Here is a 20723-nt window from a genome sequence, read left to right as displayed (position 1 = left end):
CGTGCATGACTGGCCGTCATCCATCAGGCAGGAGTGAACATATGGTCGCCTTCGAACCGCAATCGCAACCCGAACGACAGGGCCCACCACGCCAGAACGTCAGAGGCTGGGAGCGCCTGCTGTCCATTGGTGGCGGGCTGCTGCTGGCAGCGCTGGGCGCCAGCAAGCATGGCCAGCAGGGCAAACGCCAGCTGAGCGTCGGCGGCTTGCTGCTGTTGCGTGGGCTGAGCGGGCATTGCAGCGTGAAGAGCGCGGTGGACGACCCGCTGGCCGAGATCCGCTACCTGCGTGCTCGCGTGCAGCGCTTGCAGGAGCTGGTGCTGATGGCCGAGGAAGTGGCCGATCGCACCCAGGCAGCCCCGGTGGTGCCCGTTCCCGTTGCACCGGCGCCGGTCACGCCTGCGCCAATGGATCCAGGTAATCCGATTGCGGACGAATTCGCCAGCCGTGAACAAAGCCGCTAGCCAGCCTTACCGTATCGCCCTTTCATGCATCAACAGGTGTAGCCATATGGACAACGACAGCAAAGACCGCCCGCACAAGCGCCCTGCCAAGCTCATTACCGGGCACTGGCAACAAGATGCCCAGGAACAGCTGCGCGCACGCATCCAGGCCGAGCAGTCCCATACCGATGAACTGGAAGCCCTGGCGAGCAGCGCCCGCTCCACCATCGCCGACCTGGAAAATCCCGATGCCGTGCCGTCGCCGGATCGCCTGCGCGAGGCCGCACGCCAACTCGCCGTCCTGCGCGATGCCCTGAACAACTACAGCGGCCACGCGGTGCACAGCGTCGACCGCCTTGCCCGCAAGCACCCGCTATGGCTGGCGGCCGGTGGCCTGGCAGCGGGTCTTCTGGTGAGCTGTGTGCTGTGCAAACGCCGCAGCCGTAAGGATGGATACCCACTTGGAGGAGCGCTGCGATGAACGAAGATCCTCGGCATCCGCCACTGGAACCGACCCTGCTCGGCCTGCTGCGCCAGCTGACCCGGGAAGTACAGACGCTGTTCACCAAGGAGCTGGCGCTGGCCAAGGTTGAGCTCAATGCCTCGCTGCAAGCCACCAAGACCGGTATCGCTGCGGTCGCCGGTGGCGCCATCGTGCTGCTGTGCGGCGTGCTGATGCTGCTGCTCGCGGCCGTCTATGGCCTTAGCGAGGTGATGCCGCCGTGGGCGGCCGCGCTGATCGTTGGCGTGGTGGTCACCATCATCGGCCTGATCATGCTCAAGATCGGCCAGCAGAAATTCGCCCCTTCCCAACTCACCCCCGAGCGCACCCTGGATTCCTTGCAGAAAGACAAGGAAGCGGTGCAGAGGCAAATGTCATGAGTGCCAATAGCAGCATTGCCGCCGAATCGCGCAAGCCTCCAGAAATCCTCGAGCAGGAAATCGATCAGCAACGCGATCGTATCGACGCACTTATCGATGCCGTCGAAGCACGCCTGAAGCCACAACGGCTGATCGACCAAGCGCTGGCCTACGGCCGTGAGAGCGGCGGCCTGGAAATGGCCGAGCGCCTGGGGCATACCCTCAAGGCCAACCCGGTTCCCGTGGCCATGACCGCCATCGGCCTGGCCTGGCTGGCCGTGGAGCAGACCCGCAAGCATGCGCCCGCAGCGCCGGAGCCTGACCTGCCGGACGATCACGAATCCCTGGCCGAGGCCCTGCATAACGCCAAGCAATCACTGGAACAAAGTACCCAGGCCGCCCGGCGCAAGCTGCATGACCTGGCGGACGGTGCCAGCGCCGCGACAGCGCAGGTCAAGCAGAGTGCGGATGCCATGGGCCAGGCCCTGCACCGCCATCCCTGGGCCTTCGCGGCAGCCGGCCTGGCAGTGGGTGCGATCGTGGGTCTGCTGGGTATCGGCCGCCAGCGCTCGCCTGGCGCGGACGTGGCGCATGAAACCTACGTGGTGCCGGATATCGAAGCCGGTTTCGAGGAACTGACCGAGGAGCTGGATGACGAGCCGCCTTTCCGCCCTGGCGCCATCTGACTCCACGACATTCAGAAACGAAAAAAGCGCCCTAGGGCGCTTTTTTCGTTGCTTCCGGGTGTTCAGTGGGCCCTGGAAGCTATATATGGCGCAGCGGACGGGACTCGAACCCGCGACCCCCGGCGTGACAGGCCGGTATTCTAACCGACTGAACTACCGCTGCGCATACCTCGATTGGTGGGTGATGACGGGATCGAACCGCCGACCCTCTGCTTGTAAGGCAGATGCTCTCCCGGCTGAGCTAATCACCCTTCACTCTCGAAGTGGGGCGCATTCTAGAGAGCGACCTGCACCTTGGCAAGCCCCTTTGTGAAAAAAATTTATTGGCGATCCAAAGGCTTAGGATTCAGAGCCGAAATCCGTCGGCTGCTCGATAGAGGGTTGGCCTAATCCACCACCGGAAGGAATAATGCGCCCTCGCGCGGGTCTGATCGTCGCGCGGCATTCAACCCCATCCGCCGCCGGACTGCCCATGCGCTGCCTGACGCAGCTGCCATGCGCTCGAATTGAAGATTTCCTGCGCGCCGTGGCGCGCATCCGCTAACTGGAGACAACCCGCTCATGTGGTTTCGCAACCTGCTGGTCTACCGCCTCACCCAGGACGTCGATTTCGATACCGAAAAACTGCAAGCCGCACTGGCCGCCAAGCCGGCCCGCCCCTGTGCCAGCCAGGAACTGGCCACCTATGGCTTCGTCGCCCCGTTCGGCAAGGGTGAAGACGCGCCGCTGGTACACGAGAGCCAGGGCTTCTTGCTGATCTCGGCGCGCAAGGAAGAACGCATCCTGCCCGGCAGCGTGGTCAAGGACGCCGTGAAGGAAAAGGTCGACGAGATCGAAAGCGAGCAGATGCGCAAGGTCTACAAGAAGGAGCGCGAGCAGATCAAGGACGAGATCGTCCAGGCCTTCCTGCCCCGCGCCTTCATCCGCAAGTCGGCAACCTTCGCCGCCATCGCACCGGCCCAGGGCCTGATCATCGTCAACGCCTCCAGCCCCAAGCGGGCCGAAGACCTGCTGTCGACCCTGCGTGAAGCCATCGGCTCGCTGCCGGTACGCCCGTTGACCGTGAAGATCGCTCCGAGCGCGACCATGACCGACTGGGTCAAGGCCCAGCAGGCTGCCGCCGACTTCCACGTGCTGGACGAGTGCGAGCTGCGCGACACCCACGAAGATGGCGGCATCGTGCGCTGCAAGCGCCAGGACCTGACTGGCGAAGAAGTGCAGTTGCACATGAGCTCGGGCAAGCAGGTCACCCAGCTGTCCCTGGCCTGGCAGGACAAGCTGTCCTTCGTGCTCGACGACAAGCTGGTGGTCAAGCGCCTGAAGTTCGAAGACCTGCTGCAGGAGCAGGCCGAGCAGGATGGCGGCGACGACGACCTGAGCCAGCAGGACGCCAGCTTCACGCTGATGATGCTGACCCTGATCGAGTTCCTGCCGGCACTTTTTGAAGCCCTGGGTGGCGAAGACACCCCGCAAGGTCTCTAAAGGCTGCTGCGCGTCGGCCCTGCGGCGTTAAAAATAGGCTCGAAAAGCCGCTTGCGGCTAACGCACTTCAGTGCGGCCCGAAGGGCGAGCGGAGCGAGTAATGCTCAGGTACAAAAGTACAGTCGGCCGCGACCCCGGCCGCTTGATTCGCTGCGCTCACCCTAGGGGCCAGCCTTCGGCTGTTACTTCGCTACGCTGCGTTTCTCGCCTATTTTTGTGGGGCCGCCTAGGCTTGCAGGGCTCTAGCTCGCGAGCCTTTTCAATTGCAGCTGTTCTACACCAGCCCAGTACCCGCCCCATCAGACAGCCACCGCTGTCTATCCAACAATAAACTGGCTGCACAGCGCTCCGCCCCGGAGCCTGCCACCGCTCTTTAGGAAACCCCGCCATGTCCGCCTTGATCGCCCTCAGCCGCTTCGTCGGCAATACTTTCGCCATCTGGGTTCTGCTGTTCGCCGTGCTGGCGTTCCTGCTGCCCAGCGCTTTCCTGCCGCTGACGGCATTCATCGTGCCGCTGCTCGGGCTGATTATGTTCGGCATGGGCCTGACCCTGAAGACCGAAGATTTTCGTGAAGTGGCCCGCCACCCGCTGCGCGTGCTGGTCGGCGTGCTGGCCCAGTTCATCATCATGCCGGGCATGGCCTGGCTGCTCTGCCAGCTGTTCGCCCTACCACCGGAAATTGCCGTTGGCGTGATCCTGGTCGGCTGCTGCCCGGGCGGTACTGCCTCCAACGTGATCACCTGGTTCGCCAAGGGCGACGTGGCGCTGTCCGTCGGCATCACCGCCGTGACCACCTTGTTGGCACCGATCGTTACCCCGGCGCTGATCTGGCTGCTGGCCTCGGAATGGCTGCCGGTGTCGTTCTGGACGATGTTCAGCTCGATCCTGCAGATGGTCTTGCTGCCGATCGTCCTCGGCCTGGTGGCCCAGCGTTTGCTGGGCGAACGGGTCAAGCTGGCGGTCGACGTGCTGCCATTGGTCTCGGTGCTGTCCATCGTCGCCATTGTCGCCGCGGTGGTGGCGGCCAGCCAGGCGAAGATCGCCGAATCCGGCCTGATCATCATGGCCGTGGTGATGCTGCACAACGGCCTCGGCCTGGCCATGGGTTATGCCGCGGGGCGACTCTTCGGCATGCCCCTGGCGCAGCGCAAGACCCTGTCCATCGAGGTCGGCATGCAGAACTCCGGGCTCGGTGCGGCTCTGGCCAGCGCCCACTTCTCGCCGTTGGCGGCGGTGCCCAGCGCGCTGTTCAGCGTCTGGCACAACCTCTCGGGCCCGCTGCTGGCGACCTTCCTGCGCCGGATCAAGGATGACCGCGACCAGTAAGCGGGCTTAGCCACGACCGCAATTGGCGGGCTAAAGCCCACCCTACAGCGCATACACATCGATCGTAGGGTGGGCTTCAGCCCACCAGCCAGTATGAATTGATGGCAGCGTGCTCTCCCACGCATAGACACGACGATCTGCTTTATCGCAACACCTCGCGTCCAACCGACTTGCCCAGACATGCACTTCATGCACAATAGCGGTGCACGCCGGGGACGACCCCGGGTTTGCGTGCCTTACTGCCGGGGACGACCCCACTGCTATCCGTGAGGGTCATATGTCCTGGATCATCCTGTTCTTCGCCGGCCTGTTCGAGGTCGGCTGGGCCGTCGGCCTGAAGTACACCGACGGCTTCACCCGCCCGCTTCCCGCCGTACTCACCGTCGCCGCCATGCTGGTCAGCCTCGGCCTGCTCGGCCTGGCCATGCGCGAGTTGCCACTGGGCACCGCTTACGCAATCTGGACGGGCATCGGTGCCGTTGGCACGGTGATCGCCGGGATCATCCTGTTCGGCGAGTCGATGGCCCTGGTTCGCCTGGTCAGTGTGGCGTTGATCATCTGCGGCCTGATCGGCCTGAAAATGAGCCACGGCTGACATGAGAAAGCCCGCCAATCGGCGGGCTTTCTCTTTTCCTGGGTTCGATCTTCCAGCTCAGCGATTATCCCCACGCAGCGCCTGCACCTCTGCCTGCAACACCTGGCGGGTCGCCGCAGCCGCCTCGATGGGCGCCCCCGCCACCAGGTCGACCCGCGACCAGAAGCGGCGGAACAGCCCCTTTTGCGGGTCACGGCTGAAGAAGCTGCCCCATAGTCCGCCCAGCGCCATGGGGATCACCGGCACCGGGTTGTCCTGCAGGATGCGCTCGACGCCGGCCTTGAATTCGTCGATCTCGCCATCGGCGGTCAGCTTGCCCTCGGGGAAGATGCACACCAGTTCACCGTCGCGCAGGTATTCGCCGATGCGCTTGAACGCCGCATCGAACACCAGCAGGTCCTCGCTGCGCCCGGCAATCGGCACCGTGCCGGCGGTGCGGAAGATGAAGTTGAGCACCGGCAGGTTGTAGATCCTGTAGTACATGACGAAGCGCACCGGCCGCCGCACCGCGCCACCGATCAGCAGCGCATCGACGAACGACACGTGGTTGCACACCAGCACCGCCGGGCCCTCTTCTGGAATCGAATCGAGCCCCTTGTGCGACACCCGGTACATCGAGTGGCCGAGCATCCAGATCAGGAAACGCATGGTGAACTCTGGGACGATCTTGAAGATGTAGCTGTTCACCGCCACGTTCATCAGCGAAATGACCAGGAACAGCTGGGGGATCGACAGCCCGGCGACGCTGAGAAACAGGATCGACACCAGCGCCGACACCACCATGAACGCTGCGTTGAGGATGTTGTTGGCGGCGATCACCCGGGCCCGCTCGTTCTCGGCGGTGCGCGACTGGATCAGTGCATACAAGGGCACGATGTAGAAACCGCCGAACACACCGATGCCGAGAATCGAGCCCAGCACCCACCAGGCGTGGCCAAAACCCAGCAGCGCCAGCCAGTCGTAGGGCTGCGCCGCCTCGGGAATACCGCCCGAGGCCGCCCAGAGCACAATACCGAACACCGACAGGCCGATGGAGCCGAACGGCACCAGGCCGATCTCCACCTTGCGCCCGCTCATCCGTTCGCAGAGCATCGAGCCCAGGGCGATGCCCACCGAGAACACGGTTAGGATCAGGGTGACCACGCTTTCGTCGCCATGCAGCCATTCCTTGGAATAGGCCGGGATCTGCGTCAGGTACACCGCGCCGAGAAACCAGAACCACGAGTTGCCGACCAGCGAGCGCGACACCGCCTTGGGCTGGGTCAGGCCCATGCGCAGGGTCAGCCAGGTTTGCCGGAAGATGTTCCAGTCCAGTGCCAGATCGGGCAGCGCGGCACTGGCCCGCGGAATGCTCCGCGCCGACAGGTAGCCGAGCACCGCCACCAGCACCACCGAGGCGGCGACGATCACCCCGTAATGCGCACTGGTGAGCATGAGACCGGCGCCGATGGTGCCCGCCAGGATCGCCAGGAAGGTGCCCATTTCCACCAGCGCGTTGCCGCCGACCAGCTCTTCGGGCTTGAGCGCCTGGGGCAGGATCGAGTACTTCACCGGGCCGAACAGCGCCGACTGCAGGCCCATGGTGAACAGCACGCCGAGCATCAGCGCCAGGTTGCCGAGCAGCACACCCGCCGCACCGACGCCCATGATGAAGATCTCGAAGAACTTGAGCCGGCGGATCAGCCAGTCCTTGGCGAACTTCTCGCCGAACTGGCCGCCAAGGGCGGAAAACAGGAAAAACGGCAGGATGAACAGCATGGCGGCGACGTTGACCAGCAGGTCGCGGTCCGTGTCGAGGCTGAGCTTGAAGAGAATCGCCAGGATCAACGACTGCTTGAAGATGTTGTCGTTGAACGCACCGAGCAACTGGGTGATGAAGAACGGCAGGAAGCGCCGGCTTTTCAGCAGAGCGAATTGCGATTGCTGACTCATCGAGACCTTTCCTTATGCGGATTCGATGAGCATTGGACTGCAACGGCTCGAGCAAAGCCACAGCCGCGCCGATTTTTGTCGACCGCTGCGCCTCTTCAGTTGAACAGCGGGTTGCCACGCAGGCGCGCCACCGCCAGGTCAACAAACGCACGCACCTTGGCCGGTGCCTGGCGGCCTTCGGGGTACAACACGTGAATCGGCAGCGGCGGCTCCTCGAATGCATCGAGCACGATCTGCAGCGCCCCCTCCTGCAACGATGGGCCGGCCTGATAGCTCAGCACCCGGGTCAGCCCCCAGCCAGCGCGCGCCGTGGCGATGGCCGACTCGTTGGTGTTGCACTGCAACAGCGGATCGACCAGCACCCGCTGCCCCTCGGCAAAGCGCCACTCCGGCGAAGCCCAGGCACTTTGCGAGACGACGATACGGTGATGCTTGAGATCGGCGGGCGTGGCGGGCACGCCATACTTTTCCAGGTAGGACGGCGCCGCACAGATCACCCGGCGCACCGAGCCGACCTGAATGGCGGTGAAGCCCGAGTCCGCCAGGTGACCGATACGAATCGCCACGTCGATGCCTTCATCGACGATATTCACCGGGCGGTCGACGAAAAAGGTCCGCGCATGCATGCCCGGGTAGGCATCCAGGTAATCGAGCACCAGTGGCAACACGTGCAGATGGCCGAACATCGACGCTGCGGTGATGGCCAGGGTGCCCGACGGCTCGGCGTAATGGCCGGCCGCGGCCAGTTCCGCCTCGGCGATATCACCGAGAATGCGCCGGCAGTCCTGCAGGTAGCGGCTGCCCGCGTCGGTGGTCTTCACCGAGCGTGTGGTGCGCACCAGCAACCGTGCACCGATCAGGTCCTCGAGGCCGGCAACGATGCGCGTCACCGCTGGCGCACTCATGTGCATCTGCCGCGCCGTGCTGGCGAAACTGCCGGTTTCCGCAACCTTCACAAATACCCGCATCGCCTGCCAACGATCCATCTGCCCACTCCTCTGCTCAAGCGCTGGCTGCACTGGTGGCGCAGCCAAGGGAGTATGCCGTATCTGATGGCGCCGAGTGGGGGCACAACTGCATACGCATAGCGCGTTCAGGATCACTCAAGGCTGATTCTGGAAAGCAAAACCAGCGGCAGGAACGTGGCAGGAGCGGCCATTTGCAGTGGTGGGCTGAAGCCCACCCTACAGATCGTGCCAGCCTCGTAGGGTGGGCTTCAGCCCACCAATATGAGCAGGTTTGAAATCGCAGCACGACCGGCCGCATTTGCCTTGTAGCAATCCCTGCCTGCTACCGGCGCCGAGCTTTATACGCTTATAAAAGCGCGTGAACAGGCTTTCAGAATCCGAAACTGCTAAGCCCGGGGTGGTCATCCGGCCGGCGCCCCAGCGGCCAGTGAAACTTGCGCTCGGCCTCGCTGATCGGTTGTTCGTTGATGCTGGCGTGGCGGGCGCGCATCAGGCCGTCCTCGGCAAATTCCCAGTTCTCGTTGCCGTAGGCGCGGAACCACTGGCCGCTGTCATCGCGGTACTCGTAGGCGTAGCGCACGGCGATGCGGTTGCCGGTGAAAGCCCACAGTTCCTTGATCAGCCGGTAGTCGAGTTCGCGGTTCCATTTGCGGGTCAGGAAGGCTTCTGCCTCGGCGCGGTTGCTGACGAACTCGACGCGGTTGCGCCAGCGGGTATCGACGGTATAGGCCTGCGCCACCTTGGCGGCGTCGCGGCTGTTCCAGCCGTCTTCGGCCAGGCGCACCTTTTCGATGGCGGACTGCTCATTGAACGGAGGCAGCGGTGGACGGGACATGGCAGAACTCCTCATTTACGTTAAGAACACAGGTATTGGGTGAATGTCAGAGCGCCAGCTCGAGGCGCTTATCATCGGCGCCCTGCGGTTGGGCCGGTACGGCGCAGCAGATCAGCACTTCGTCGTCGCCGTGCGGGGCGCTGGGTTCTTTCAGGTAACTCACCGCGCCTTTCACCAGGCGGGTCTTGCAGGTGCCGCAGGAGCCTTCCCGGCAGCTGAATTCAGGCGCCAGGCCTCTAGCCTCGGCCAGCTCCAGCAAGCTGCCGGAGCCCGGCGTCCAGCGCCCCTCCTTCAGCGACTCGGTGAACAACACCGCCACCGGCTCGGTGGCGGGCGGCCGCGTCACGGCGGCCACCACCGGCCGGTCGGGACGCCGAGCCAGGGACGCCGGCCCGAAGCCCTCGGCATGGATGCGCCCATCGGCAATGTTGTAGCCACGCAGGCCGTCATACAGTCCCTGGGTAAAGGCCGGCGGCCCGCACAGGTAGAAGGCGTAATCGTCGAAGGCCAGGTAGCGGGTCAACAGGGCCATATCGATACGTCCCGCCGTGTCGTAATCGACACCTGGCTCGGCGCCCGAGGTGTCGCTGAGCACCCGCACCAACCTTATAGCGCCTTGAGCGGCAGCGACCAGATCGGCCAGCTCACCATCAAAGGCACGCTCGGCTTTCGAACGCGCGGCGTAGAACAGGGTGACCGGCCTGATCCGCTGCTGGCGCCAGCCTTCGTAAACCACATGACGCAGCATCGCCAGCAGCGGCGTGATGCCAATGCCACCAGCCAGCAGCACCAGCGGGCGCTCCTGCTGTGCATCGAGGATGAACGCCCCTGCCGGTGCGCGGGCTTCGATCAGGTCGCCCTCGCGCAGCTGATCGTGGATGAATTGCGACACCCGCCCTTCACGCTTGACGCTGATCCGATAGAGGCCATCGGACGGCGCCACCGACAGGGTGTAGGTGCGAATCAGCGGCCTTTCATCCGCGCCAAGCTGCAACCGAATCGGCAGGTGCTGGCCAGCCAGGTACGGCAGCAGCCCGGCGCCGTCGACGGGCTCGAGATGCAGCGAGCGGATCGACTGGCTTTCCTGAGCGACGCGCACGATCTTCATCGGCCGCCATTGCGTGGCGTACCGGGCGGCGCGCAACCGGTCAGCAGCCTGCTGCCAATTGCCGGTGAGCAGAGAGCTGTCCGCCCAACCATCCTCACGTAGCGCCCAGCGCAGGGCCGTGGCACCCGGGCGACGCACTATCCGCCGAGCCCGGAACGCCCACAGCCGCTCGGCGCCCTGGAATGCGCCAATCTCCGCTGAATCGAAAATCACCTCGGCATCGCCGCTCAGTTGCAGCACATCACCCGTGGCGAAATCCACGAACAGCAGGCCGGCCTTGCCGTTGAGCACGATATTGCCCAGGGTGGAAAAGAACAGGTTACCGTTGAAATCCGGGATGGTCAGGGTGCCGTCGGCATTGATGCGCACGAAGCCGCTGTTGCCGCCACGGTGCGAAACGTCCACCTGGCGCCGCCCTTCGACCTCGGCATAGGTCGCCACGAAAAAGGTATCCGCCCCTTCGATCAACGCCCGCGCCGCAGCATCCAGCGCCGGCAATTCATCGACCTCGCCAACGAACGTCGCCGCCGGATCACGGGCAAGGGTGAAGTCGCGCTGCTGGATGTAACGCGGGCAGTTGCCGAAACTTTGCTCGACCGCTACCCGCAGGCCCTGTCCGCCTGCCGCCACCACACCATTCATGCGGTTACGGCGACGGGTGTGCAGCTCGATACCCAGCAGCCCGACCGCCGCGCCCTCGGCCATGCCCTGCCCGACCGGATCACCTGAGTTTGCGCGGGCCGCAATATCCAGCGTGGTAGGTGTCGGCGAGCTCATGAAACCGGCCTGCCCTTCGAGCATGCCGGCCCAGGGGTCGCCTTGGGTATCCACGCTGCCCACCACGATAAACGGCAGCTGGGCGTAGAACTCGCGGTGCTGGTCGGGCATGAAGTCGCGCACCACACGCTTGCCGACCGCTGCCATCCGTTCGGCGACACCGAGTTTTTCCTGGATGAAGGTTTCGCCCTGGTGCCAGGTGGCGGGCGTGCTCGTCAGGTCGCTCATGGCTGTTCTCCCGGTAGCGGCGGCGGCGGCATGGATGCTCAGGCGTTGGCGGTCAGCCCGGCAGCTGTCTCGGGAATCGCGACGAAGCCCGGCAACGCTTCGATGCGCGCCAGAAAGGCGCGGACCTGCCCGTAGGCCGACAGGTCGACGTTGCCTTCCGGCGCCCGGGCCAGGTAGCTGTACAACGCCACGTCGGCGATGGTCGGATGATCGGCGGCCAGCCACTGGCGATCGCTCAGGTGACGCTCCAGGCGGGCGAGCAGCACATGGGCGCGGGCGATCACTTCCTCGGCGTTGAAATCGGCGCCGAATACCGTGATCAGGCGCGCCGCGCAAGGCCCGTAAGCCAGTTCGCCGGCGGCCACGGACAGCCAACGCTGCACCGCCGCCGCACCAGCGGGATCTTCCGGCAGCCAGTCGGTGCGCCCGGTCTTCTTGGCCAGGTAAACGAGGATGGCGTTGGAGTCGGCGACCACCACGCCGTCGTCTTCCAGCACCGGCACCTGGCCGAAGGGGTTGAGCGCAAGGAACTCGGGCTGTTTGTTGGCACCGCCGGCCAGGTCGATCTCGACCAGTTCGGGCTCGAGGCCCAGCAGTGAGGCAAACAGAACGGCGCGATGGGCATGGCCGGACAGGGGGACGTGATGGATTTTCATGGGTCGGCTCCTGGTTGACGGTGGGCCGGGAGAAGTCCCGATCCGTGCAACCAGCTTGCGACCAAGTGGCGTTTTGAGGAATAGGTGTTGTTGGCACTACTTTATTGCGATAACTGGAACAATCCGGTTTCACATCAGATAGGCAACTGGCCCAGCGCCCAGCGCAGACTGAAGAAAATCAGCAGCCCACCGCCGATGGTCGCCAACAGATGGCGGGTCACCACGGCAATCACGATGGTCGCCAGGCCCGCCAGCAGGTAGGCGTTGTCCCAGCTCAGCGCCCAGTTGCGCCCGTCCGGCAGCAGCATGGCGGGTACCACGATGGCGGTGAGCACCGCGGTCGGCACGTAATGCAGCGCCTGGCGCACCGCCCCGGGAAAGCGCAGGTCGGGAAAGGCGAACAGGCTGTAGCGGGAGGCGAAGGTGATCGCCAGCATGCCGAAGATCAGGATCCAGTTTTCCATCAGCAGAGCTCCTCCTGCAGCGGCCGTTGATAACGCTCCAGCGCCACGCCAACGACGATGCCGGCAAAGGCAGCGGCCATCAGCCCGAGTTTGTACGGCAGGTCATGAAAGATCAGCGCCGTGACTGCCGCTACCAGCGCCGCCGCGACCTGCGGACGGTTGCGCAACATGGGTACGACGATGCCGACGAAGGTAGCGATCATCGCGAAATCCAGGCCCCAGGCAGCAAGGTTCGGCACCGCCTGGCCGAACAGCAGGCCGATCAGCGTGCAAGTGATCCAGTTGCCGTACATGGCCAGGCCGGCGCCAAGGAAGTACCAGTGCTTGTCTGGCGAGTCGTCGTTTCGCGCGTAACGCTGCTGCACCACGGCAAAGGCCTCGTCGGTCAGCCAGAAGGCCAGCGGCATGCGCCAGCGCTTGGGCAGATGGCGCACGAACGGCTGCAGGGTGGCGCTGTACAGCGCATGGCGCAGGTTGACCACCAGGGTGGTCAGCCACAGTACCGCCAGGGTGGCGCCACCGGTCAGCAGGCTAACGGCGATGAACTGGGCGGAGCCGGCGAACACCAGCACCGACATGCCGATGGTCTGCCAGGCGTCGAGCCCGGCGGCGCCGGCCAGGCTGCCGTAGATGATGCCGAACGGCATGGCGCCCAGCAGCATCGGCAGCATGTCGCGCAGGCCCTGGAAGAATTCTTGGTATCGGGACATCGGCTGGTCGCTTGGCTGGAAAGACCGCTTGTGGGCGATCAGGAGCGCATCAGGCTAGCCCAGCCTGCACCGGCTGTCTTGAACGATCTTGCGCAGTTCGCACACCAGGTAGCCTGGGTTGAGCGCAGCGATACCCAGGATGGGGCAACCAGCAACCTGCTCTCTCCCAATCAGTGTCGATAGGCAAAAACAGCGTCAGCGTAGTACCTGTGGGAGCGCGCCATGCGCGCGAAAAATCGCGGGCATGGCCCGCTCCCACAGGTAATACGCAGGTCGATTGTTGCCGAGCCAGCGACCGTTATTCGGCCCTGGGTATCGCTGCGCTCAACCACAGGCTACGGGGCTGCGATGGCAGGCCTTGCGGTACTCGCCGGGGCCCACGCCATACACCTGCTTGAACTGCCGCGTCAGGTGGCTCTGGTCGGCAAAGCCCAGCTGCAGCGCCACGCTCAGCGGCGCGCAGCCATTACGCAACAGCGCCCGTGCCCGCTCCAGGCGGCGTTGCTGCAGCCAGGCATGGGGCGGCAGGCCGGTGGCGCGGCGAAATACCCGGGCGAAGTGAAACGGCGAGAGGTTCACCGCAGCCGCCAATGCTTCCAGTGTCGGTGGCTCGCCCAGGCGCGCGGCCAAGAGCTCCTTGGCCAGGCTTACCGCCCGTGGCTCCTGGCCAGGCGTTGGCGCCTGCCTGACGCCGGCATGGCGCTGGAACAGCAGCAGCAGCAGCGTCTCGCGCCAGGCGGTCTGCTGTTGCAGCACGCTGGCGTCGCTGTCGAGCAAGCGATGCAGCTGGCCGAACGCCTGGTGCAACTGCACATCCTGCAGCACGCTGGCGGCGAACGACGGCAAGCCGCGTTGCGCCAGCCCGAGCTCGTCGAGCACACCGCTGACCTGTGCCGGGGCCGGGTAGAACGCTCGATAGAACCAGCCCTGCTCGTGGGCGGCCGAGCCGGTGTGCACTTCATCGGGGTTGATCAACACCATGCTGCCAATCGGCGCCAGGTGGTCGGCGCCACGATGGCGAAAGCGCTGGGCGCCGCCCTCGATCACGGTGAACACGAAGCCTTCGTGCACGTGGGGGGTGAAGCGCTGCTTGATATAGCGCGCCTGCAGCAGTTCGACACCGGCCAGTGCGGGGCTTTCCCAAAAGCGGATGCGCTCGCCGGTAGGCATGGCTCACACGCCGAAGCGTGCCTCCAGTCCGGCCTTGACCAGCGGCCACTCCTGGTCGGTGATGCTGTACAGCACGGTGTCGTCAAGGCGCCCGTCGGCCAGGCGCCGATGGTTGCGCAGCAGCCCCTCGCGGATGGCGCCGAGCTTTTCGATGGCGCGCTGGGCGCGCAGGTTGCTGGCCGCGGTTTTCAGCTGCACGCGCACCATCTGCCAGCTTTCGAAGGCGTGGCGCAGCATCAGGTACTTGACCATGTTATTGAGGCCCGTGCCGTGCTGGGCGGCGTCCAGCCAGGTCCAGCCGATTTCCACGGCCGGCAGGGTCGGCATGAAGTCGGCGAACCGCGTGGTGCCGACCACCTGATCGGCGAGGCGAATCACCAAGGGCAAGGCGCGCTCCTCACGCTGCTCTTGCAAAGCCAGGCGATACCAATCCAGGCGCTGGGTGCCGCTCATGTAGAGCAGTTCCTCGCGGTTGGCTTCAGCCAGGCTGACCAGCGCCGGAATATCGCCATCGAGCAACGGTTCGATGCGCAGGGCACCGCGCTGCAGGGTGATCAATTGCGGCTTGAACATCGTTTTTCTCCACGTGCGACGCTGCCAGGCGGGGCAGTTTCTCACCGAACAACCGGCCTGTCTGCCTAAAAACAAGTGAGCACAGGGTGCCGCAAACCCGCCCCCATGCCCCTGCGACCTTGGTAGCGCCTGACGCTACGCCGCTTTGCTGCGACACTAGGCAGGTGAGCGCAAACCGCCAGCGCAGGCAGGCCAGGATGCGCTCGCCTCACCACCCTCATGTTTTCGTGGAGTCTGCATGTCGCTGTCCAGTTGGCTTATCGCTGCAGTCGCCCTGCTCTACATGGCCGTGCTGTTCGCCATTGCCTTCTACGGTGACCGCCGCCGCAAACCGCTGCCGCCCAGGGTTCGCGCCTGGGTCTACTCGCTGTCGCTGGCGGTGTACTGCACCAGCTGGACCTTCTTCGGCGCCGTCGGCCAGGCCGCCGAACAGCTGTGGTCGTTCCTGCCCATCTACCTGGGGCCGATGCTGCTGTTGCTGTTCGCCCCCTGGGTGATCGAGAAGATGGTGCTGATCAGCAAGCAGGAAAACATCACCTCGATCGCCGATTTCATCGCCGCGCGCTATGGCAAATCGCAGTCCCTGGCCATCGTCGTCGCGCTGATCTGCCTGGTCGGCGTGCTGCCCTACATCGCCCTGCAGCTCAAGGGCATCGTGCTGGGCGTGAATCTGCTGATCGGCTCGGAAACCGACCCCGCCGGCACCCGCGCCCAGGACACCGCACTGATCGTCTCGGTGATCCTGGCGTTGTTCACCATCCTGTTCGGCACCCGCAACCTGGACGTTACCGAGCACCACCGCGGCATGGTGCTGGCCATCGCCTTCGAATCCCTGGTCAAGCTGCTGGCTTTCATCGCCGTCGGCGCCTTCGTCACCTACGGGCTGTACAACGGCTTCGGCGACCTGTTCAGCCAGGCGCAACGCAGCGCCGAACTGGAGGCGTACTGGGCCGAGGCGGTGAACTGGCCAGCGATGCTGGTGCAGACCGGCATGGCAATGATCGCCATCGTCTGCCTGCCGCGGCAGTTCCACGTCACCGTGGTGGAGAACACCGACCCCCGTGACCTGCGCCTGGCGCGCTGGGTGTTCCCGCTGTACCTGCTGCTGGCCGCGCTGTTCGTGATCCCCATCGCCCTGGCCGGGCAGATGCTGCTGCCCGGCGGGGTGAGCCCGGACTCCTTCGTGATCAGCCTGCCGCTCGCCGAAGCCCACCCGGCCCTGGCCCTGCTGGCCTTTATCGGCGGCGCCTCCGCGGCCACCGGCATGGTGATCGTCGCCTCGGTGGCGCTGTCGACGATGATTTCCAACGACATGCTGCTGCCCTGGCTGCTGCACCGCAAAAGCACCGAGCGACCGTTCGAGGCGTTCCGCCACTGGATGCTCACGGCGCGGCGGGTGAGCATCGTGCTGATCCTGCTGCTCGCCTACGTGTGCTATCGGCTGCTCGGCACCAACGCGAGTCTCGCGACCATCGGGCAAATCTCCTTCGCCGCCATCGGCCAGTTGGCGCCGGCCATGTTTGGCGCCCTGGTATGGAAACAGGCCAACCGCCGCGGCGTATTCGCCGGGCTGATCACCGGCGCAGCCTTGTGGATCTACACCCTGGTGCTGCCGGTGCTGGCCCGTGGCCTTGGCTGGCCGCTGGATATCTTTCCCGGCCTGCGCACCCTGCTCTACGCACCGATCGGCTTCGAAGTCGACGCCCTGACCCGCGGTGTGGTGCTGTCGCTGGCCGGCAACCTGACGCTGTTCGCCTGGGTATCGTTCTTCTCGCGCACCCGGGTGTCCGAACACTGGCAGGCCGGGCGCTTCGTCAACCACGACTTCGGCAGCAAACAGGGCGGCCGTGGCGCCCTGGCGGTGCAGGTCAACGACCTGTTGCTGCTCGCCGGCCGCTTCGTCGGCGAAGAACGCGCACTGGACAGCTTCAGCCACTTCGCCCGGCGCCAGGGCAAAGCCTTCAACTCGGCACAACCGGCCAACAGCGAATGGATCGCCCACACCGAACGCCTGCTCGCCGGCGTGCTCGGCGCCTCGTCGACCCGCGCGGTGGTCAAGGCCGCCATCGAAGGCCGCGACATGCAGGTCGAGGACGTGGTGCGCATCGTCGACGAAGCCAGCGAGGTGCTGCAGTTCAACCGCGCCCTGCTGCAGGGCGCCATCGAGAACATCAGCCAGGGCATCAGCGTGGTCGACCAGTCCCTGCGCCTGGTGGCCTGGAACCAGCGTTACCTGGAAATCTTCGAGTATCCCGAGGGGCTGATCTGCGTCGGCCGGCCGATCGCCGAGATCATTCGCTTCAACGCCGAGCGCGGCATGCTTGGCAGCGCCGACGTCGAGGAGAGCGTCGCCAAGCGCCTGTACTGGATGCGCCAGGGCACCGCCCACAGCTACGAGCGGGTGTTTCCCAATGGCCGGGTCATCGAGCTGATCGGCAACCCCATGCCCGGTGGCGGCTTCGTCATGAGCTTCACCGACATCACCGAATTCCGCGAAGCCGAACGCGCCCTCAAGGCCGCCAACGAGGGCCTCGAGCAGCGCGTCGCCGAGCGCACCCATGAGCTGTCGCAACTGAACAAAGCGCTGACCGCCGCCACCGGGGTGGCCGAAGCGGCCAACGCCTCGAAAACCCGTTTTCTGGCGGCGGTCAGCCATGATTTGATGCAGCCGCTCAACGCCGCCCGGCTGTTCTCCGCCGCCCTCTCCCACCAGGAAGAGGCGTTGCCCAAGGAAGCCCAGGAACTGGTGCGCCACCTCGACAGCTCGCTGCGCTCGGCCGAGGACCTAATCAGCGATCTGCTGGACATCTCGCGCCTGGAAAACGGCCGCATCACCCCGGATCGCAACCCCTTCGTACTCAACAGCCTGTTCGACACCCTGGGCGCCGAATTCAAGGTGCTGGCCGCCGAGCATGGCGTCGACTTTCATATGCAGGGCAGCAGGCTGCGGGTAGACAGCGACAGCAAGCTGCTGCGCCGCATACTGCAGAACTTCCTGACCAACGCCTTCCGTTATGCCAAGGGTCGCGTACTGCTCGGCGTGCGCCGCCAGGGCGGGCAGCTGCGCCTGGAGGTCTGGGATCGCGGCCCGGGCATTCCCGAAGACAAGCGACAGACCATCTTCGAGGAATTCAAGCGCCTGGACAGCCACCAGACCCGCGCCGAAAAAGGCCTGGGCCTCGGCCTGGCCATCGCCGACGGGCTGTGCCGGGTGCTCGGCCACAGCCTGGAAGTGCGCTCCTGGCCGGGCAAGGGCAGCGTGTTCAGCGTCACCGTGCCGATCGCCCGCAGCCAGGCCCCGGTAGCCCAGCGGGTGCGCCCCGAGGGCAACGGCCAACTGCTCACCGGCACCCAGGTACTGTGCATCGACAACGAGGAAAGCATCCTCACCGGCATGCACAGCCTGCTGTCGCGCTGGGGCTGCCAGGTGTGGTCGGCGCGCACCAGGGCCGAATGCGAGCAACTGCTCGACGAGGACGTACGCCCGCACCTGGCGCTGGTGGATTATCACCTCGACGAAGGCGATACCGGCACCGAGCTGATGGCCTGGCTGCGCACCCGCCTGGGCGAGCCGGTACCCGGCGTGGTGATCAGCGCCGACGGCCGCCCCGAACTGATCGCCCAGGTGCATGCCGCGGGCCTGGATTTTCTGCCCAAGCCGGTGAAACCCGCGGCGCTGCGGGCGTTGATCAGCCGGCATTTGCCGCGGCAGTAAGCAGCCAGTGGTGCACCAGCTGTGGGAATGGACGGGCACGCCTAGTTGATACCCGTGATTCTTTCGCGGGCATGGCCCGCTCCCACGGTGATCGGCCCCCGTGAAAATCTCCTCTTTTGCCCCCAACCGATGCGCCGAAGCCATCAAATACAAAAACGATAACGCCCCGCTTCTGTGGGAGCGCGCCATGCGCGCGAATCGCGGGCATGAACTAGGCGTCGCCGCCCGCTTCCTCAGTGGTTCGCTGAACCGCTGTTGCAAAGCCCCGCATTTCCTGCGAAAACGCGGCCCTCTGCACGATTGGAACCACGAAAATGAGCGAAGAACTACGTATCGAAGACATCCACCCCGGTGATGGCAAGGCGGTGGTCAAGGGCGCCTTGATCACTACCCAGTACCGCGGGTGGCTGGAAGACGGCACCGAGTTCGACTCGTCCTATTCGCGGGGCAAGCCGTTCCAGTGCGTGATCGGCACCGGGCGGGTCATCAAGGGTTGGGATCAGGGCCTGATGGGCATGCAGGTCGGTGGCAAGCGCCGGCTGTTCGTGCCGGCGCACCTGGCCTATGCCGAGCGTTCGATGGGCGCGATCACGCCCAACTCGAACCTGAACTTTGAAATCGAACTGTTGGAAGTGTTGACGCGGGACGACTGAGCCAATGGCAAACGCCCCGGGCTCAGTCCGGCTCCAACTCATCGAGCGGCAGCCCGGCGGCACGCTCGAGCAGCTCCGGCGGCAGGCTCTTGCTGGCCCGGGCGCCGAGCAGCTTGAGGTTTTCGGCGCGGCTGATCAGGTTGCCGCGTCCGTCCACCAGTTTGTTACGCGCGCCGGCATAGGCTTTGTCGAGCTGCTGCAGGCGCAGGCCGACTTCGTCCAGATCCTGGATAAAGGCCACGAACTTGTCGTACAGCGCCCCTGCCCGCTCGGCGATTTCCCGGGCGTTCTGGCTCTGCCGCTCCTGGCGCCACAGGCTGTCGATCACCCGCAGGGTGGCCAGCAGCGTGGTCGGGCTGACGATCACGATATGCTGGTCGAAGGCCTCCTGGAACAGCCCCGGGTCGGCCTGCAAGGCCGCCGCGAAGGCCGCTTCGATGGGCACGAAGAGCAGCACGAAATCCAGGCTGTGCAGCCCGTCGAGGTGCTGGTAATCCTTGAGCGACAGGCCCTTGAGGTGGCTACGCAACGATAGCACGTGTTGCTTGAGGGCCAGCTGCCGCGCCGTTTCCTCGTTGCTCGACACGTACTGCTGATAGGCGGTGAGGCTGACCTTGGCATCGACCACCACCTGCTTGTCGCCCGGCAGCTGGATCAGCACGTCCGGCTGGAAGCGCTCGCCCTCGGCGCTCTTCAGGCTGACCTGGGTGTGGTACTCGCGGCCCTTCTGCAGCCCGGCATGCTCGAGCACCCGTTCGAGCACCAGCTCGCCCCAGTTGCCCTGGGTCTTCTGGCCCTTGAGCGCCTGGGTGAGGTTCATCGCCTCCTCGCTCAGGCGCTGGTTGAGCCCCTGCAGGCGCTCCAGCTCCTTGCCGAGAGAAAAGCGCTCGCGCGCCTCCTGCTGGTAGCTCTCCTCGACCCGCTTCTCGAAGGCCTGAATGCGCTCCTTGAGCGGGTCGAGCAGCTGGCCGAGGCGCTGCTGGCTGGTTTCCGAAAAGCGCTGCTCTCGCTCGTCGAAGATCTTGCCGGCCAGCTCGGCGAACTGCGCGCGCAGGGCATCGCGGGCGCCCTGCAGATCCTCGAGACGCTGCTGATGGTTTTCCTGCTGCTCATGCAGCTCGGCGGCCAACCCCGCTCGCTCGCTATCCAGGCGGCGCAGTTCGGTTTCCTGGCGCTCGCGCAGCGCCTGGGCACCCTCGAGCTGCTCGCGGGCCAGTTGCAGGCCGTTCTGCAACAGCTGGGTTTCGCGGCGCAGGGCCGCCAACTCGGCCTGCTGGTCGGCCTTGATCTCGAGGATCTCGGCGAGCTCGTCGCGGCAGGTGTCCAGTTGCGCACTCAAGCCGGCCTGGGCCAGCTGCGCTGCATTCATGCGTTCCTGGGCCAGGCCCGACTGCAGGCGCATCTCCTCGGCCTGGCGCAGGGCGGCGGCCATGCGCAGCCATAACGGAACGGCGGCCAGCAGTGCGCCGGCCAGAACAGCCGGCAACAGGGTCAGGAGATCGAAAGGCATAAAGGCATCCAGGCAAGACTGCCGGGCAGT

Annotated in this window: 19 protein-coding genes and 2 tRNA genes; 9 read left to right on the top strand and 12 right to left on the bottom strand. The window is 65.2% G+C overall.

The annotated features are described in order from the left end of the window. The first annotated feature begins 41 nt into the window (after positions 1–41). From SA190iCDA_RS09315 to SA190iCDA_RS09300, 4 genes are read left to right on the top strand one after another with little or no spacing between them, the layout of a single operon-like run. On the top strand, positions 42–464 hold the full coding sequence (locus SA190iCDA_RS09315; protein ID WP_070886675.1) for a YgaP-like transmembrane domain: 423 nt from the start codon (positions 42–44) through the stop codon (positions 462–464). Between the two features lie 46 nt (positions 465–510). Continuing rightward, positions 511–924 (top strand): hypothetical protein, encoded by a 414-nt coding sequence (locus tag SA190iCDA_RS09310; RefSeq protein WP_070886674.1) that lies wholly within the window; start codon positions 511–513, stop codon positions 922–924. Further along, positions 921–1325 (top strand): phage holin family protein, encoded by a 405-nt coding sequence (locus tag SA190iCDA_RS09305; protein WP_070886673.1) that lies wholly within the window; start codon positions 921–923, stop codon positions 1323–1325. Before SA190iCDA_RS09310 ends, SA190iCDA_RS09305 begins: the two co-directional genes overlap by 4 nt. Then, positions 1322–1990 (top strand): DUF3618 domain-containing protein, encoded by a 669-nt coding sequence (locus SA190iCDA_RS09300; protein WP_070886672.1) that lies wholly within the window; start codon positions 1322–1324, stop codon positions 1988–1990. Before SA190iCDA_RS09305 ends, SA190iCDA_RS09300 begins: the two co-directional genes overlap by 4 nt. Before the next feature lie 86 nt (positions 1991–2076). Here SA190iCDA_RS09300 and SA190iCDA_RS09295 read toward each other — a convergent pair. Further along, positions 2077–2153: transfer RNA gene (locus SA190iCDA_RS09295), tRNA-Asp, on the bottom strand. A 12-nt stretch (positions 2154–2165) separates the two neighbouring features. Beyond that, a tRNA-Val gene (locus tag SA190iCDA_RS09290) sits at positions 2166–2241 on the bottom strand. A gap of 310 nt (positions 2242–2551) precedes the next feature. Here SA190iCDA_RS09290 and rdgC point away from each other — a divergent pair. The 3 genes from rdgC to sugE all read left to right on the top strand — a co-directional run bounded on the left by rdgC (position 2552) and on the right by sugE (position 5394). Beyond that, a complete protein-coding gene (gene rdgC / locus SA190iCDA_RS09285) occupies positions 2552–3472 on the top strand; it encodes a recombination-associated protein RdgC (RefSeq protein ID WP_070886671.1) in 921 nt (306 codons plus the stop codon). A 388-nt stretch (positions 3473–3860) separates the two neighbouring features. After that, the gene (locus SA190iCDA_RS09280) at positions 3861–4799 is read left to right on the top strand and encodes a bile acid:sodium symporter family protein (RefSeq protein ID WP_070886670.1); all 939 of its coding nucleotides are present in this window, start codon (positions 3861–3863) and stop codon (positions 4797–4799) included. Positions 4800–5076: 277 nt separating this feature from the next. Further along, positions 5077–5394: a quaternary ammonium compound efflux SMR transporter SugE gene (gene sugE / locus SA190iCDA_RS09275; RefSeq protein ID WP_070886669.1), complete on the top strand. Its 318-nt coding sequence runs from the start codon at positions 5077–5079 to the stop codon at positions 5392–5394. Between the two features lie 57 nt (positions 5395–5451). On the opposite strand, the gene SA190iCDA_RS09270 is transcribed toward sugE, so the two are convergent. The 9 genes from SA190iCDA_RS09270 to SA190iCDA_RS09230 all read right to left on the bottom strand — a co-directional run bounded on the left by SA190iCDA_RS09270 (position 5452) and on the right by SA190iCDA_RS09230 (position 14815). Further along, on the bottom strand, positions 5452–7326 hold the full coding sequence (locus tag SA190iCDA_RS09270; protein WP_070886668.1) for an MFS transporter: 1875 nt from the start codon (positions 7324–7326) through the stop codon (positions 5452–5454). 95 nt (positions 7327–7421) lie between these two features. After that, complete coding sequence (locus tag SA190iCDA_RS09265; protein ID WP_070886667.1) at positions 7422–8312, bottom strand: LysR family transcriptional regulator; 891 nt, start codon at positions 8310–8312, stop codon at positions 7422–7424. A 352-nt stretch (positions 8313–8664) separates the two neighbouring features. After that, a complete protein-coding gene (locus SA190iCDA_RS09260; protein ID WP_070886666.1) occupies positions 8665–9129 on the bottom strand; it encodes a DUF1348 family protein in 465 nt (154 codons plus the stop codon). Between the two features lie 46 nt (positions 9130–9175). After that, on the bottom strand, positions 9176–11242 hold the full coding sequence (locus SA190iCDA_RS09255) for a pyridoxamine 5'-phosphate oxidase family protein (protein WP_070886665.1): 2067 nt from the start codon (positions 11240–11242) through the stop codon (positions 9176–9178). A 38-nt stretch (positions 11243–11280) separates the two neighbouring features. After that, positions 11281–11898, bottom strand: coding sequence for a glutathione S-transferase family protein (locus SA190iCDA_RS09250; protein ID WP_070886664.1), 618 nt, complete (start codon positions 11896–11898; stop codon positions 11281–11283). A 134-nt stretch (positions 11899–12032) separates the two neighbouring features. Beyond that, the gene (locus SA190iCDA_RS09245; protein ID WP_070886663.1) at positions 12033–12362 is read right to left on the bottom strand and encodes an AzlD domain-containing protein; all 330 of its coding nucleotides are present in this window, start codon (positions 12360–12362) and stop codon (positions 12033–12035) included. Beyond that, entirely contained in the window at positions 12362–13072 is a 711-nt protein-coding gene (locus SA190iCDA_RS09240; RefSeq protein WP_070886662.1) for an AzlC family ABC transporter permease, read from the bottom strand. The genes SA190iCDA_RS09245 and SA190iCDA_RS09240 overlap by 1 nt, the downstream gene beginning before the upstream one ends. Positions 13073–13396: 324 nt before the next feature. Beyond that, a complete protein-coding gene (locus tag SA190iCDA_RS09235) occupies positions 13397–14242 on the bottom strand; it encodes a helix-turn-helix transcriptional regulator (RefSeq protein WP_070886661.1) in 846 nt (281 codons plus the stop codon). 3 nt (positions 14243–14245) lie between these two features. Beyond that, positions 14246–14815, bottom strand: coding sequence for a GNAT family N-acetyltransferase (locus SA190iCDA_RS09230; protein ID WP_070886660.1), 570 nt, complete (start codon positions 14813–14815; stop codon positions 14246–14248). Positions 14816–15053: 238 nt separating this feature from the next. Between SA190iCDA_RS09230 and SA190iCDA_RS09225 the strand changes: the two genes are divergently transcribed. Both SA190iCDA_RS09225 and SA190iCDA_RS09220 read left to right on the top strand, forming a co-directional pair. Next, positions 15054–18530: a hybrid sensor histidine kinase/response regulator gene (locus SA190iCDA_RS09225; protein WP_070886659.1), complete on the top strand. Its 3477-nt coding sequence runs from the start codon at positions 15054–15056 to the stop codon at positions 18528–18530. 314 nt (positions 18531–18844) lie between these two features. After that, positions 18845–19183: an FKBP-type peptidyl-prolyl cis-trans isomerase gene (locus tag SA190iCDA_RS09220; RefSeq protein ID WP_070886658.1), complete on the top strand. Its 339-nt coding sequence runs from the start codon at positions 18845–18847 to the stop codon at positions 19181–19183. 22 nt (positions 19184–19205) lie between these two features. On the opposite strand, the gene rmuC is transcribed toward SA190iCDA_RS09220, so the two are convergent. After that, a complete protein-coding gene (rmuC, locus tag SA190iCDA_RS09215; RefSeq protein ID WP_070886657.1) occupies positions 19206–20693 on the bottom strand; it encodes a DNA recombination protein RmuC in 1488 nt (495 codons plus the stop codon). Between the last annotated feature and the right edge of the window lie 30 nt (positions 20694–20723).

Origin of the sequence: Pseudomonas argentinensis, from assembly GCF_001839655.2 — a bacterium.
Taxonomy (GTDB): Bacteria; Pseudomonadota; Gammaproteobacteria; order Pseudomonadales; family Pseudomonadaceae; genus Aquipseudomonas; species Aquipseudomonas argentinensis_B.
This window is presented reverse-complemented; position numbering and strand designations above follow the sequence as displayed.

What these genes read in the sequence shown, in the direction of transcription:
- SA190iCDA_RS09315 (WP_070886675.1), top strand. Translation starts at nt 42, where the DNA reads ATGGTCGCCTTCGAACCGCAATCGCAACCCGAACGACAGGGCCCACCA.
- SA190iCDA_RS09310 (WP_070886674.1), top strand. Translation starts at nt 511, where the DNA reads ATGGACAACGACAGCAAAGACCGCCCGCACAAGCGCCCTGCCAAGCTC.
- SA190iCDA_RS09305 (WP_070886673.1), top strand. Translation starts at nt 921, where the DNA reads ATGAACGAAGATCCTCGGCATCCGCCACTGGAACCGACCCTGCTCGGC.
- SA190iCDA_RS09300 (WP_070886672.1), top strand. Translation starts at nt 1,322, where the DNA reads ATGAGTGCCAATAGCAGCATTGCCGCCGAATCGCGCAAGCCTCCAGAA.
- rdgC (WP_070886671.1), top strand. Translation starts at nt 2,552, where the DNA reads ATGTGGTTTCGCAACCTGCTGGTCTACCGCCTCACCCAGGACGTCGAT.
- SA190iCDA_RS09280 (WP_070886670.1), top strand. Translation starts at nt 3,861, where the DNA reads ATGTCCGCCTTGATCGCCCTCAGCCGCTTCGTCGGCAATACTTTCGCC.
- sugE (WP_070886669.1), top strand. Translation starts at nt 5,077, where the DNA reads ATGTCCTGGATCATCCTGTTCTTCGCCGGCCTGTTCGAGGTCGGCTGG.
- SA190iCDA_RS09270 (WP_070886668.1), bottom strand. Translation starts at nt 7,326, where the DNA reads ATGAGTCAGCAATCGCAATTCGCTCTGCTGAAAAGCCGGCGCTTCCTG.
- SA190iCDA_RS09265 (WP_070886667.1), bottom strand. Translation starts at nt 8,312, where the DNA reads ATGGATCGTTGGCAGGCGATGCGGGTATTTGTGAAGGTTGCGGAAACC.
- SA190iCDA_RS09260 (WP_070886666.1), bottom strand. Translation starts at nt 9,129, where the DNA reads ATGTCCCGTCCACCGCTGCCTCCGTTCAATGAGCAGTCCGCCATCGAA.
- SA190iCDA_RS09255 (WP_070886665.1), bottom strand. Translation starts at nt 11,242, where the DNA reads ATGAGCGACCTGACGAGCACGCCCGCCACCTGGCACCAGGGCGAAACC.
- SA190iCDA_RS09250 (WP_070886664.1), bottom strand. Translation starts at nt 11,898, where the DNA reads ATGAAAATCCATCACGTCCCCCTGTCCGGCCATGCCCATCGCGCCGTT.
- SA190iCDA_RS09245 (WP_070886663.1), bottom strand. Translation starts at nt 12,362, where the DNA reads ATGGAAAACTGGATCCTGATCTTCGGCATGCTGGCGATCACCTTCGCC.
- SA190iCDA_RS09240 (WP_070886662.1), bottom strand. Translation starts at nt 13,072, where the DNA reads ATGTCCCGATACCAAGAATTCTTCCAGGGCCTGCGCGACATGCTGCCG.
- SA190iCDA_RS09235 (WP_070886661.1), bottom strand. Translation starts at nt 14,242, where the DNA reads ATGCCTACCGGCGAGCGCATCCGCTTTTGGGAAAGCCCCGCACTGGCC.
- SA190iCDA_RS09230 (WP_070886660.1), bottom strand. Translation starts at nt 14,815, where the DNA reads ATGTTCAAGCCGCAATTGATCACCCTGCAGCGCGGTGCCCTGCGCATC.
- SA190iCDA_RS09225 (WP_070886659.1), top strand. Translation starts at nt 15,054, where the DNA reads ATGTCGCTGTCCAGTTGGCTTATCGCTGCAGTCGCCCTGCTCTACATG.
- SA190iCDA_RS09220 (WP_070886658.1), top strand. Translation starts at nt 18,845, where the DNA reads ATGAGCGAAGAACTACGTATCGAAGACATCCACCCCGGTGATGGCAAG.
- rmuC (WP_070886657.1), bottom strand. Translation starts at nt 20,693, where the DNA reads ATGCCTTTCGATCTCCTGACCCTGTTGCCGGCTGTTCTGGCCGGCGCA.